10 protein-coding genes are annotated in these 13057 nt (G+C 73.8%); 6 read left to right on the top strand and 4 right to left on the bottom strand.

Annotation, left to right across the window (positions count from 1 at the left end; all coding sequences use genetic code 11):
• Positions 1-69: 69 nt before the first annotated feature.
• Complete coding sequence (locus QF030_RS36060) at positions 70-2448, top strand: SpoIIE family protein phosphatase (RefSeq protein WP_307166756.1); 2379 nt, start codon at positions 70-72, stop codon at positions 2446-2448.
• A 235-nt stretch (positions 2449-2683) separates the two neighbouring features.
• On the opposite strand, the gene QF030_RS36055 is transcribed toward QF030_RS36060, so the two are convergent.
• Positions 2684-3496: a peptidoglycan-binding domain-containing protein gene (locus QF030_RS36055; RefSeq protein WP_307166755.1), complete on the bottom strand. Its 813-nt coding sequence runs from the start codon at positions 3494-3496 to the stop codon at positions 2684-2686.
• Positions 3497-3553: 57 nt separating this feature from the next.
• Entirely contained in the window at positions 3554-4381 is an 828-nt protein-coding gene (locus QF030_RS36050) for a hypothetical protein (protein WP_307166754.1), read from the bottom strand.
• A 185-nt stretch (positions 4382-4566) separates the two neighbouring features.
• On the opposite strand from QF030_RS36050, the gene QF030_RS36045 reads away from it, so the two are divergent.
• From QF030_RS36045 to QF030_RS36030, 4 genes are all read left to right on the top strand, one after another.
• On the top strand, positions 4567-5415 hold the full coding sequence (locus tag QF030_RS36045; RefSeq protein WP_307166753.1) for a bifunctional methylenetetrahydrofolate dehydrogenase/methenyltetrahydrofolate cyclohydrolase: 849 nt from the start codon (positions 4567-4569) through the stop codon (positions 5413-5415).
• A gap of 192 nt (positions 5416-5607) precedes the next feature.
• Positions 5608-6321: a TetR family transcriptional regulator gene (locus tag QF030_RS36040; protein ID WP_307167814.1), complete on the top strand. Its 714-nt coding sequence runs from the start codon at positions 5608-5610 to the stop codon at positions 6319-6321.
• 254 nt (positions 6322-6575) lie between these two features.
• Positions 6576-6989, top strand: coding sequence for a Zn-ribbon domain-containing OB-fold protein (locus tag QF030_RS36035; RefSeq protein ID WP_307166752.1), 414 nt, complete (start codon positions 6576-6578; stop codon positions 6987-6989).
• 161 nt (positions 6990-7150) lie between these two features.
• Positions 7151-9949: a hypothetical protein gene (locus QF030_RS36030; RefSeq protein WP_307166751.1), complete on the top strand. Its 2799-nt coding sequence runs from the start codon at positions 7151-7153 to the stop codon at positions 9947-9949.
• A gap of 66 nt (positions 9950-10015) precedes the next feature.
• Here QF030_RS36030 and QF030_RS36025 read toward each other — a convergent pair whose 3' ends face one another.
• Both QF030_RS36025 and QF030_RS36020 read right to left on the bottom strand, forming a co-directional pair.
• Positions 10016-10396, bottom strand: a complete 381-nt coding sequence (locus QF030_RS36025) for a PPOX class F420-dependent oxidoreductase (protein ID WP_307166750.1) — start codon at positions 10394-10396, stop codon at positions 10016-10018.
• A gap of 196 nt (positions 10397-10592) precedes the next feature.
• On the bottom strand, positions 10593-11771 hold the full coding sequence (locus tag QF030_RS36020) for a MalY/PatB family protein (protein WP_307166749.1): 1179 nt from the start codon (positions 11769-11771) through the stop codon (positions 10593-10595).
• Between QF030_RS36020 and QF030_RS36015 the strand changes: the two genes are divergently transcribed.
• Complete coding sequence (locus tag QF030_RS36015; RefSeq protein WP_373428854.1) at positions 11770-12831, top strand: hypothetical protein; 1062 nt, start codon at positions 11770-11772, stop codon at positions 12829-12831. The two genes, QF030_RS36020 and QF030_RS36015, sit on opposite strands and share 2 nt — an antisense overlap.
• Positions 12832-13057 lie beyond the last annotated feature (226 nt).

The raw sequence follows: 13057 nt of genomic DNA, 5'->3' as shown, positions 1-13057 counted from the left end.
CGTCACGCCTGACGGGAGCGTTGCCGCAAGACCGCGATCGAAGCCACGGCGGTGTGCCATGCTCAAGGTGTGACGAGCGACCCCGCCCTGCCTTTCCGGCCCGGTGACGTGCCCGACCTGGCGGCACTCACCCGGGTCGTGGCGCGCCAGCGCGCGGAGATGGACCGACTGCAGGAGCGAGCGGCCACCGTGGCCGTGCAGGAGCGCGCCAAGGGCGTCCTGATGGCACAGCTGGGCTGCTCGCCGGACGCCGCGCAGGAGGAGCTTCAGCAGCGGGCCAAGGCCGGCCGGCGGACGCTGCTCGAGGAGTGCTGGATCACCCTCGGCGCGCTCTCCGCGCAGCCCCGCGGCGCCGCCGACCCGGCTTCGGCCGAAGCGCCCGCACGGCCGACCACACCCGGCTCGGCCCACGAGGAGATCGACGCCGCCGCCCTCGGCCGCCTGAGCCGGGCCCTCGTCCGTGTCGGCACCCCGCACGATCTCGCCCGCTGCCTGCTCGACCGGCTCGCCCAGGACGTGGGCGCCGGCGCCGTGATGGTCTTCGCCCGGCGGCCGGGCGGCGGGCTCGAGCTCACCGGTCACGCCGGCATCGAGGGGACGCTGGCCGAACAGTGGGGCCGGGTGCCGCCGGTCAGCGGGATCGCCGCGCTGGACGCCCTCGACTCCGGGGAGCCGCGCTGGCTGGAGGACCCCGACGAGGACGGCAAGCGCTATCAGCTGATCGGGGACCCGCCCGAACGGTGGCCGTCCCGGGCCTGGCTGCCGGTGGTGACCGGCGAGTCGGCCGAGGTGGTGCTCGGGATCCTGCGCCGCCGCAAGGGCGCCTTCCCGCCCCCGGTGCGGGAACACCTGATGGCCGTCGCCCAGTTGTGCGCGGGCCCGCTGCGCTCGTTCGGCACCCGGCCGGGCCCGGCCGTCGGCGGGGCCGCGGACGCCGTACAGACGGTGCTCGACCGGCTGCCCGTCGCGGCGGTGCTCCTGACCCCGCTGCGCTCCCCGACGGGGGACGTCGAGGACTTCCGCGTCGACGCCGCGACCAGCGTGACGTCCGACGCCGTCGGCCGCAGCGGGCGTGAGCTGGTCGGCCTGCGCTTCCTGGAGTGCTGGCCGGAGGTCGCCCAGGATCCGTTGTGGGAGGGCTGTCTCGAGGTGCTGGCCTGCGACCGGCCCTACGAGAGCGAGCCGTTCGCCCGCCAGCAGATGGTGTCCGGGGTCAGCGAACTGGCCACCTACTCGGCGCGGGTGGTGCGGCTGGGCGACGGACTGGTCCTCAGCTGGGTCCGGCACGATCCCTCCGACCGGCAGGAGCAGCGGCTGGCGGACGTGCAGCGCCTCGGCAACCTCGGCTGGGTCACCTGGAACCTCGAGACGGGCGAGGGGACCTGGTCCGCCCAGGTCTTCAGCATCTTCGAGCGGGATGCCGAGCAGGGCGTCGTACCGCTCCACGGACTGCCGCGCATGGCCTCTCCCGAGGACGTGCCGACGCTCGCCCGCGCCGTCGGGGAGCTGGTGCGGCACGGGCGGCCGTGCGACGTGCCCTTCCGGGTCCTCACCCGGACCGGCATCCGGCATCTGCGGGTGGTCGCCGAGGCCGTCGCGGACGGCCAGGGCACCCCCATCGAGGTGCACGGCTTCGTGCAGGACCTCACGCCCCAGCGCAGCGCCGAACTGGCCCTCCTCGCGAGCGAGCGCGCCATGCTCACCCAGCACGGGGCGCTCGAGGCCGAGCGCATGGTGGCCGCCCGGTTGCAGGACGCGCTGCTGCCCCTGCCGAAGCAGGCCGTCCGGCTGGCCGGGCTGCGCGTGGACGTCGCCTACCTGCCCGCGCAGTCGGGCCTCAGCGTCGGCGGCGACTGGTTCAGCGCCATCGAACTGCCCGACGGCGACGCCCTGTTCGTCGTCGGTGACGTGGCCGGGCACGGCATGGGCGCCGTGGCCTCGATGGCCCTGCTGCGGTTCACCGCCAAGGGCATGGTCATCACGGGTTCGTCGCTGACCGGGGCACTCAGCCGTCTCAACGCCCTGCTGCTGCACTCCCGCGACCCGCACGGCTCGGCGACCATGGTGCTGGCCCGTTACAACCCGCGCGAACGGCGACTGGAGTGGGCACAGGCCGGTCACCCGCCCCCGCTGCTGGTGCGTGGCGGTGAGGCCCACTACCTCGAGCGTCCCTTCGGGATGCTGCTCGGCGCGACCGACACGGCTCGCTACGAGGCGGCGGAGGTCCGTCTGGAACCGGGCGACCAGGTCCTTCTCTACACCGACGGCCTGGTGGAGCGGCCCTTGGAGAGCATCGACCGAGGTCTGGAGCGACTGGCCAGGGCCGCCGCGCCCCGGCCCGGCGCCGGGCCGGGGCCGCTGGACCAGCTGCTCGGCGCGACGCTGGAGCCCGAGGGACGCGACGACGTGTGCGTGCTGGACATCCGGGTGCCGGACGCCGAGCGGTAGGACGGCTCCGTGGTCGCGGCGCCGCCAGTACCACGACGCCCCCACGACGACGGACGGCACGAACACGACGGGCGGCCTCCGGCCCGGGACGCGGGACCCGCTCATGGGGACGGCCTTCGTCTCGGCGACCCGAGGCGCCGAACGCCCACCGTCGGCCGACCGCAACGGGGCCACCGGCCATGGTGACACGCACCGCACTGCCGAGCGCGGCCCGTTCTCCCGGGGCTTCACCCGGTCATCCGCCGGCCGAGGCCGTACGGGACTCCAGATCACGGCGGGTGTCGTCGCCGTACACGCCGCTCTCGTCGCCGCGGATGCCATACCACAGCTGGAATCGCGCCACGGCCTCGGTGAGAGCGGTGCCGTAACGGCCGTCGGTGGGACCGTTGTCGTACACGTTCGGAACGCGCAGCAGGCGCCGCTGGAGGTCGGTCACCTCGGCACCGCTGTCCCCCTCCCGCAGCGTGCCGGCTCCGTCGGGGTCCGCCGGTCCGGTCGCGGTGGCGGTCGGGGCGGGGGTGGCCGCCGCCGGCGGGGGTGTCTGCGCGGCGGCCTCGCCGCCCCGGCCCGGCAGCAGCAGCGCGCAGACGAAGCCGACGAGGGCCGCCGCGCACACGCCGACCGTGACGGCGCCGCGCCGCAGCCCCGCACCGGACCCGCTGCGGACGCGTGGGCGCGCGCCGTCCGGCCCCGGTGCGGTCCCGGTTGCGCCCCGCTCCCGCGCGGCGCCTGCCCGGCCGCCAGGACCCTCGCCGCCGGGCAGGGGTCGCGGGCCGCCGCTCTCGCTCGCCCAGTCCCGGTCGCCGCGTCGCGTCGGCGCGGTCCTCGCCGCGCCGGGGACCAGCGGCGGGAGCTCCTGCGTCTCGGCCTCGTCCACGGCCGGCTCGGGCCGCAGGGGTATCGCCTCGTAGGCGTCAGGGTCCTGGGTCAGTTCGGACATCTCGCGGAACAGCTCCGCCAGGGCGTCGGTGTTGCGCGGCCGCAGGACCCGGACGGGTTCCAGGACCGGGCGCTCGTGCGGCTTTCCGGGTTCCTCCGGTGTCGGCACGCTCGTCTCCCTCCCGTGGGTCCCCCGGGAGAGATACGGGCGGACGGACGGGCGGGTTCAGCCGGCGAGGAAACGGCGCAGGGAGCGGGTCGTCGCGGCGACGAAGGCGTCCCGTCCGGCCTCGTCCAGGGCGTCGAGGGACAGGTACGGGTTGAGGTCCTCCAGTTCGACCAGCAGCAGTTCGCCGTCGGGGGCGCGGCAGGCGTCGACGCGCTGGATCCCGTGCGCGAGGCCGTTCCAGTCGATGAAGCGCCGGGCGAACTCCAGGTCCCGCACGGTGGGCCGGTAGGGCTCCAGCTGCCAGCGGCGCTCGGGATGCGGTGCGTACAAGGCGTACTGGAAGTCGTGGTCGACGTAGATGAAGGAGACCTCGTAGGCGAAGTCGACGCACGGCTGGACCAGGACCGAGCCGTCGGCCAGAGCGGGCAGCGCGTCGGGCGGCAGGATCCGCAGGCCTATGGAGTCGGCGCCGGCCTTGGGCTTGACGACGTACCGGTCGGCCTCGGGCAGCCGGTGCAGGTCCTCGGAGCGGTCGACGGTGGGGATGACGGGGTGGCCCGCGGCGCTCAGGTCGACGAGGTACTGCTTGCCGGCCATGTCGGCGCGGCCGGTGAGCGGGTTGTAGACGCGCACGCCGTCCTGGAGCGCGCGCTCCCGGAAGGCTTCGTACTCCTTCGGATAGCCCAGGACGGGGCCGCTGTTGCGGACGACGACGCCGTCGAAGGAGTGCATCAGGGCGGCGGCGTCCAGCGGGTGGCACAGGGCCAGGTCGAACTCCGCGCGCAGCCGGGAGGTGAGGAAGACGTCCTCGTCGCAGTAGCGGCGCCCGCGCGCCTGATAAGCGAGGTCCGTGACGTAGAGGAGACGGGGGCGGGTGGCGGACATACGGTCTCCTGATGACGGTCGAACGGTGCGGAAAGGTTACGTCAGACGGCGTACGGACGGTCCCGGGCGGAACCGCCGCGGTCGGAGGGACGTCCGCGGCCGCCGGGACTCCCGGGGGGCGGCGGGCGAGCGGGTCGTACGATGACAGGACCGTCGTTTTTCTCCCGAAGGGCCCGACGACTCCCGTGACCACCGCAACACTGCTCGACGGCAAGGCCGCCGCGGCCGACATCAAGAGTGAACTCGCCCTACGCGTCCAGGCGTTGAAGGAGCGAGGCATCCATCCCGGGCTGGGCACGATCCTCGTCGGCGACGACGCCGGCAGTCGTTCCTACGTCGGCGGCAAGCACCGCGACTGCGCGCAGGTCGGCATCGCCTCGATCCGCGTGGAACTCCCCGCCGACGCCTCCCAGGCCGACGTCGAGGCCGCCGTGCTGCGGCTCAACGCCGATCCGGCGTGCACCGGCTTCATCGTGCAGCTCCCGCTCCCGGCCCATATCGACACCCATGCCGTGCTGGAGCTGATCGACCCGGTCAAGGACGCCGACGGACTCCATCCGACCAACCTCGGCAGGCTGGTGCTGGGCATCCCCGGCCCGCTGCCCTGCACCCCGCGCGGCATCATCGACCTGCTGCGGCGCAACCGGGTCGAGATCACGGGCCAGCAGTTCTGCGTCATCGGCTGCGGTGTCACCGTGGGCAGGCCGCTGGGCCTGATGCTGACCCGCAGCACCGAGCACGCCACGGTGACCCTGTGCCACGAGGCCACCCAGGACACGGCGGCGCACGCCCGGGAGGCGGACGTGGTGGTCGCCGCGGCCGGAGTGGCCCACCTGGTCCGGCCCGACTGGATCAAGCCCGGCGCGACGGTGCTGTCCGTCGGCCTGACGCGCACGGTCGAGGGCATCCTCGGTGACGTCCACCCCGACGTGAGCGGTGTCGCCGGTTCCTTCTCGCCGCCGGTCGGCGGGGTCGGGCCGATGACGCGCGCGATGCTGCTGACCAACGTGGTCGAGGCGGCCGAGCGGATGTGACGTCGGCAGGTACCGGCCGGCGGGTCGGTACCGGCTATTCGGCACCCGGAGCTCGGCGCTCGGTGCCGGACGTCCGATGTCCGGTGTCCGGCACTCGGTTCCCTGGCAGAGGGAACCGAGTGCCATCCGTGGCGCTCAGGTGTTACGTTCGCGTCCATGAGCGCCACTCACAAGGCGGAGGCCAAACCGCCCATGCGGGACGCCCTGGTCGCGGCGGCCTTCCGGCTGTTCCTGGAGCGGGGCTACGAGCAGACGACCATCGACGACATCGTGACGCTGGCGGGCGTCGGCCGGCGGTCCTTCTTCCGCTACTTCCCCTCCAAGGAGGACGTGGTCTTCCCCGACCACGAGCGGTGCCTCGCCGACATGACGGCCTTCCTCGCCGCGAGCGGGACGGAACACGAGCCGGTGCGGCGGGTCTGCGACGCCGCCCGGCTCGTCCTGCTGATGTACGCCGAGAACCCTTCCTTCTCCGTGCAGCGCTACCGGCTCACCAAGCAGGTGCCCGGGCTGCGGGCGTACGAACTGTCGGTCGTATGGCGCTACGAGCGCGCCCTGGCCGCGTACCTCCGGAGCCGCTTCACCGGCCGGCCCGACGGCAACCTGCACGCCGACGTGATCGCGGCCGCGGTGGTCGCCGCCCACAACAACGCGCTGCGCTCCTGGCTGCGTTCGGACGGCGGGGGCGACGCCGGCTCGACCGTGGACCACGCGCTCGGGTACGTGCAGTCGGCGTTCGCGCCGGCCCCGGCAGCCCCGGATCCCGCGGCCCGGCCCACGTTCCCGGCCCTCCCGCCGTCTCCCGCCGACGGGCTGCCGGAGGACGTCGTCGTGGTGGTCTCCCGGCGCGGGGCGCCGCTGTGGCGGGTGGTGCAGGAGATCGAGACGACCCTCGGCCGGGACTGAACCCCCGGCACCGGGCCGGCCCCCGCCGGAGCCTCGCGGAACTCCCGCCGGGCCCCCGTCGGCGCGGAACTCCCGCCGGGCCCCCGTCGGATCCTCGCCGAACCCTCCCAAGATTGTGGGTACGCAGTGCCTTTACGAGTGGCACTGAGTGCCATACCCTGTGGGGCGTGCACGGTGGCACGGCTGACCGGGCACGTGCGTGCACGGGCGAGCCGCGCACGTGGATTCCGGCCGAGTGCAGGGAGTTGACCCGCGTGTACCACTACTCAGGAAACGCCGTTCAGCAGGCCGCCGGCTCCGCGGCGGGCGTCCTCGACCGCGCGGACACCGACGGCGACACGATCCTCTTCCAGCGCTGCACCTGGTGCGGCACCGCCATGTACCACCGGCTGCTGTGCCCGGTGTGTCAGGGCAGCGACCTCCGCACGGAACGCAGCGAGGGCGCCGGCACGGTCCGCCACGCCACCGTGGTGAACCGCAACACCCCGGCCGCCCGCAATGTGTCACTGGTGGAGATGGCCGAGGGGTTCGTCGTACGCGGCCGGGTCATGGGCCCGCTCATCGGCATCCACAGCGGCGATCGCGTCCGGCTGTCCACGGTCAAGGACCCGGTACGCGGCGAGCCGGTCTTCCAACTCCTCGACGAGCCGTACCGGGCCTGGCACTAGGGCACGTGCGCGGGATGGTGGTCGCCTGACCGGATCCTTGCGCTCGGCCGACCGGATTCCGGGACACAGGCAACCCACAGAGGTGCATTCGCTTCCTCCGGGACGTGAGGGGCTCCCGATACGGAAGGGGTCCCCACGCTCCGAGTGTTGAGGAGTGGACCTTGATCCGTGCCCGGCGAATAGGTGTCACCGCCGTGGCCGCGCTCGCGGCCCTGGCGGGAACACCGGGACTGGCACAAGCCCGACCACCGTCCGAGACAGGACCGTCGACCCCGTCGACCGCGATCGCCGACAGCGGGCTGCCCCAGGGGTGGCGGGTCAGCGGCGAGGGCACCGCGCGGGAGCTGGTGTGGCGATCGCCGACGCCCGTGCCCTTCGGGGACGCCCGCGTGGAGTTCCACACGGGTGACCGACTGCTCGGCGTCCCGAGGACGGGGAAGGACGGGCGCACGTTCCGGCTCTCCCTCGACGGCGTCGGCGACACCCCCCTGAAGGACCTGCGCGTACTGGCCGGTGGACGCCGTCTGGACGCGACCGGCGGCAACTCCGTCCCGGGCCAGCGCCGTTCCCCCGGCCACCAGCGGCCCTCGGCCGAGGCCCCGGCTCCGGCCCCGGCCAACTCCGTCGACCCCGGCAAGCCGGGCGCGTACCGCACGGTGAGCGGCGAGTACGACCTCGCCCCGGTGAAGCTGCCGGGCTTCGCCCAGCCGGTCGAGATGCAGGCGGTCGTGGTGGCGCCGAAGGGGGCCCCCGGCAAGCGGCCGCTCGCGCTGTTCCTGCACGGCCGGCACACCACCTGCTACCGGCCGGGCAGCGACGACTTCGACATCTCCTGGCCCTGCCCGGCCGGTGCGAAGCCGATCCCGAGCCACCGGGGCTACCTCCAGGACCAGGAGCTCCTCGCCTCGCAGGGCTACGTCACGGTGTCGGTCTCCGCGAACGGCGTCAACGGCCAGGACGGGGAGGCCGAGGACGGCGGCGCTCAGGCGCGCTCCTCGCTGGTGCGCCGGCATCTCGCCCAGTGGGCCGACTGGGCCGCCCACCCGGCCCATGCCCCGGCGGCGCTGCCCGGCGCGACGAAGGCGGACCTCTCCCGGGTCCTGCTCGTCGGCCACTCGCGCGGCGGCGAGGGCGTCAACCGCGCCGCCCTGGACAGCCTGTACCCGCCGCCCGCCGCACAGGACGGCTACCGGGGCCCGGTCCGCTGGAAGATCCGCGGAACCGTGCTCGTCGGACCGACCATCTTCGGCCAGAATCCCGTCGCCGACGTCCCGTCCGCGACCATCCTGCCCGGCTGCGACGGCGACGTCTCCGACCTCGAGGGCGAGACCTACCTCGACGGGACGCGCGGCATCAGCAACGGCGCGGCCCTGCACAGCGCGGTCTACGTGGTCGGCGCCAACCACAACTTCTTCAACACCGAGTGGACGCCTGGCAAGGCCGTCGCGCCCTCCTTCGACGACTTCTGGGAGGACCCGGACGCGCCCGGCCCCGACCCGGTCTGCTCCACGGGCGCCCCCACCCGGTTGACCGCCGACCAGCAGCACCGGGCCGGCGCGACGTACATCGCCGCCGCGGCGCGCCTGTTCGTCGCCGGTGACGACCGGGTGCGCCCGCTGCTCGACGGCACCGGCAGGCGCGCGCCCTCCGCCGACCCGGCCCGCGTCCTGACGCACGCGGTCGGCGCCCGCCGCACGGGCGGCTTCGTGCCCGACGGCGGTGTCGAGGTGACGGGCGGCCGCGTGTGCCGGGCGGACCCCGATCCCGCCAGGGCATGTCTGGACGCCGACGCCACGGGGAGATCCCCGCACTTCGGCTGGTGGGACCTGGAGAAGGACTCCGCCAAGAGCGCGGTCGCGCTGAAGTGGTCCGCGCCGGGCACACCGACGAGGATCTCCTCCCTCGTCCCTGTCTCCCTCACCGGTGCCGGAAGCCTTGCGCTGCGGGTCTTCGTGCCGCCGAACACCACCGGTACCGAGCTGGACGTGTCCGTCACCGACGCGGCCGGCCGCCGGGCCACGCTCGGCCGGGTCACGGCCGACGGCCTGCCGGGCTCCGACCGCACCGCCTCGTACTGGGCCCGCGAGCTACGGGTCCCGCTGACCGCAGCCACCCGCGCCGGCCTCGACCTGAGGCACGTCAAGTCCCTTGCGCTGACCCCTCGTTCGGGTTCCGGGCAGGCGTGGTTCATGGACGCCTGGGGCTGGGCCCCCGGCACGCCCGCGGTGCGGGCGGCGGCGCTGCCGCGCGTCGACATCGGCCGTATCACGGCCAAGGAGGGCGACTCCGGTACCCGCACCTATCACGTCCCGGTGCGGGTGTCCGGCCACGGCAGCGGCCGGGTCCGCTTCTACGTCGTCGACCCGGAGACCCTCGAGGCCACGGAGAAGCTGGTCACGGTCCGGCCGGGCAGCACCCCGATCGACGTGCCGATCGAGGTGAAGGGCGACACCCGCTTCGGCTACGACGTGACACGGGACCTCCTCGTGAAGGCCGTGCGCGGCGCGGTCGTCGGCTCCTACCGGGGCGGGGTGACGGTGCAGAACGACGACCCGGCGCCGGAGGTGACCCTGACGCCGGTCGCCGGCCGGGTGACCGAGGGCGAGACGCTGAGCTGGCGGATCACGCTCTCCGAGACCGCCGACGTGAACTTCTGGCAGCCGGTCCGGGTACTCCCGGTCGCCGAGGGCGCCGAGTTGTCCACGAAGGACGTGGACCCGCAGTGGCTCGCGGACTACTCCGGTGACGTGCCCGACCCGGAACGCCCGCTGTCGGATGCGAACCTGTGGGTCTGGCTGAACATCCCGGCCGCGACCACCGGCGTCGACTTCACCGTGCCCACGGTGCGGGACCAGGTGGCCGAGCCCGCCGAGTCCATGCGTCTCGCGCTGACGGACGACAGCGCCGAGCCGCTGCCCGACCGCCCGGTGCTGACGGGGACGGTCGTGGACGCGCCGTAGCAGGCACGCTCCGCGCGAAGGGGGCCCGGACCGCATGGTCGGGGCCCCCTTGCTCCGTCCCGGTGCTCACAGCGTGACGCGGATCCCGACGGTCCCTTCCGCCCCCCGGCGGAGCCGGCTGCCGAGCAGGGTGAGGCGGCCCACGACGCCGTACTTGCGGGCGAGCAGGGTGCGGTAGCGGGCGGTGGTCTGCGCGTCGCAGATCTCGGCGGTGGCCGGGATCTGCTCGCCGGTCGGGTTGCCGCGTACGTCACAGGGACCGACCAGCACGTCGCCGCGGGCCCGGATCCGCTTCACCTTCCACGCGTCGGCGACGGTCCAGACGCCGAGCGCGTCCCCGTCCCGCACCACCCACACGGGCGTGGCCACTCCGGTTCCGTTCTTCCGATAGCTGGTGATCAGCAGGTACTTGCCCGCCGCCAGCCGGTCCAGCGCGTCGTCAGCCATGACCGCAGTCTAGGCACCGGGCCGCCGCACCACCCCGGCAGCCTCAGCCGGTGATCCGGCTGGATCCGTCGCATGTACCCGGTGTCGTCGGGCCGCCGCACCCCGAGTCGAGGGAGCGCCGGTGCGGCCGGTCGAGGGCCGCCGCCCCACCGGAGGAGTTCCGGTGGGGCGGCGGTTCGGCGGGAGGACTCGCGGCTCAGCGAAGGGCGGCCGCCATGCGCCGTACACCTTCGGTGAGGATCTCCGGCGAGGTGGCGATGTTCAGACGGACGTGCCCTGCCCCGCCCGTGCCGAAGTCGAGCCCGCGGCTGAGTGCCACCCGCCCCCGCTCCAGGAAGACCGCGGCCGGATCGTCTCCCAGGCCCAGCGCGCGGCAGTCGAGCCAGGCGAGATACGTGGCGTCCCCCGGCCGGTACCCGACGCCGGGCAGGTGCTCGGCCAGCAGCGCGGTGAGCAGACGCCGGTTGGCGTCGAGGCCGGCCAGCAGGGCGTCCAGCCATCTCGTGCCGTCGAGCAGGGCGGCCGTGTGACCCAGCACGCCGACGTGACTCGGTCCGTGGGACACCTCCTCGGGCAGCAGGGCCAGGTCGGCCGCCGCCTCGGGGCCCGCGACGGCCAGCGCCGCCTTGAGCCCGGCCAGGTTCCACCCCTTGGAGGCCGACATCAGCGACAGGCCGTTCTCCGCACCGGGAACGGCGAGGTAGGGCACGAAGCCGGCCCCCGAGACGACGAGCGGCGCGTGGATCTCGTCGACGACCACGCGAACGCCGTACCGCCGGGCGAGCGCGGCCACGGCGGCCAGTTCCCCCGCGGTGTGCACCGTGCCGGTCGGGTTGTGCGGGCTGCACAGCAGATGCGCGGCACGGCCGCCCCCGGCGGCGGCGCGCCGGTAGGCGTCCTCCAGAGCGCCGAGATCGAGCCGGCCGTCCGCGCCGAGAGGCGCCTCGGCGATCCGCCGGTCCAGGTGCTCGACGAACGGGAAGAACGGCGGGTACACGGGCGGGTTGACGACCACCGGATCGCCGGGCCCCGTCACCAGCTTCAGCATCTCGACCACGCCCAGCATCACATCGGGCACGATCGCCGTCCGCTCGACCGCGAGCCCGTCCCAGGCCCACCGCTTCGCGGCGAACAGGGCCAGCGCCTCGGCGTAGGCCGTGCCCGCCGGGTAGCCGGTGTCGCCGAGCGCCAGCGCCCGCGTCACCGCTGTGACGACCGGTTCGGCGAGGGGCACGTCCATCTCCGCGACCCACAGCGGAAGGACGTCGGCCGGATACGTACGCCACTTCATGCTCGTACGACATCGGAGCCGGTCGAGCGTGAGGGCCTGTAAAGGATTCGGTTCACCGGGCGTCTCGTGCGGGATGCTGGTCATGGGGCACAAGATAGGGGGCTGTGGTGTGACCTGGGATCACGTGAACGGGACAGCTGTGGCGGACGCCGGGGGCATCCCGGAGATCGCCTGCGACGAATCGGGTTCGGACGGCGAGAACCTCACCGGCGGAAACACGGACGTGTTCGCCCACGCGAGTGTGCTGCTGCCGGCCGATTCCGCCGCCGGGCATCTACGGGAGATCCGGAACCGGATCCGTTCGCCCGCCGAGGAGTACAAGGCGAACCATCTGCTCCGGGAGAAACACCGGACGGTTCTGGAATGGCTGCTCTCGGCATCGGGACCGCTGTACGGACACGCCCATGTGCACCTCGTCGAGAAGTCCTTCTTCGTCGTGGACCGGGCCGCCGACCTGCTGCTCGGTGACCCCGGGGCGGCCCTCCCGCTGTTCCGGCAGGGGCGGCGGACATTCACCGAGACGGAATGGCGGCAATTCCTGGAGGCGGCCAACCAATTGCTGTGGGTGCGCCACGCGGGAAGCCCGGACGCGCCCGTCGAGCGCTTCTTCCGTACGGTCGAGGAACTGCGGCTGCGGTATCCGGGGACGGCGGCGGCCGAGACCCTCTCGCGGCTCTCGGAGGAACGCTCGCGCGCGCTCGCCTACCGGGCCGGAATCCAGGACGGGCCGTTCGTCCTGACGCCGGTTCTCAATCCTCTTCTCCCCTCGATCCTGCACACGGCCGCCCATTGGAGCGCCGGCGGGCGTCCGGTGCGGCTCGCGCACGACCGGCAGAACATGCTCACCCCGCAGCGGATCGCCTGGATCGAAGGAGCGGCCCGGTTGCGGGGCATCCGCCTGGCCGGGCTCCGGCTCGTCGTCTCGCGGCTCGACGCCCGGGTGCAGCTCGCGGACTTCCTGGCCGGCATCGCCCGCCGGATCGCCTCCGACGAACTCAACGGCCGCGGCGACCCGGCGCTGACCGCCCTGCTGCGCCCCTACACCGGCGAGGCCGCCGTGTGGGGCGACGAGCGCAGCTGGGCGCGACTCGGCCCCGCGGGGGAATCAGGAGGACGGTCCGCACAGCTCAACTCCCCGGTCTAGATTGCTGGGTCGAGACCTGCCGCCGCCCTTCTCCCGCCCAGGAGCCGGCTGGCGCCCGGAGCCCGTCGCGGGCGGGGCGGAACCGGAGGAGGTCGCGATGTTCTGCGGGTGGCACGCAGACACTGAGGCGGTCGGACGCGCACTGAACGCTGCGGGGTCCTCGCACGTATGGAGGTGCGGGCACTCAACGACCGGAGCGCCCCGCGGTGTTGAGGCCGTGCGTTCA

The organism is Streptomyces rishiriensis, from assembly GCF_030815485.1.
GTDB lineage: Bacteria > Actinomycetota > Actinomycetes > Streptomycetales > Streptomycetaceae > Streptomyces > Streptomyces rishiriensis_A.
The sequence above is the reverse complement of the archived record's forward strand: the minus strand, read 5'-3'. Positions and strand labels throughout refer to the sequence as shown.

Excerpts from the sequence above, each read along its gene's own strand:
- QF030_RS36040 (WP_307167814.1), top strand. The coding sequence starts at position 5,608 with ATGCGGGACGCCCTGGTCGCGGCGGCCTTCCGGCTGTTCCTGGAGCGG.
- QF030_RS36020 (WP_307166749.1), bottom strand. The coding sequence starts at position 11,771 with ATGACCAGCATCCCGCACGAGACGCCCGGTGAACCGAATCCTTTACAG.
- QF030_RS36015 (WP_373428854.1), top strand. The coding sequence starts at position 11,770 with ATGGGGCACAAGATAGGGGGCTGTGGTGTGACCTGGGATCACGTGAAC.
- QF030_RS36025 (WP_307166750.1), bottom strand. The coding sequence starts at position 10,396 with ATGGCTGACGACGCGCTGGACCGGCTGGCGGCGGGCAAGTACCTGCTG.
- QF030_RS36050 (WP_307166754.1), bottom strand. The coding sequence starts at position 4,381 with ATGTCCGCCACCCGCCCCCGTCTCCTCTACGTCACGGACCTCGCTTAT.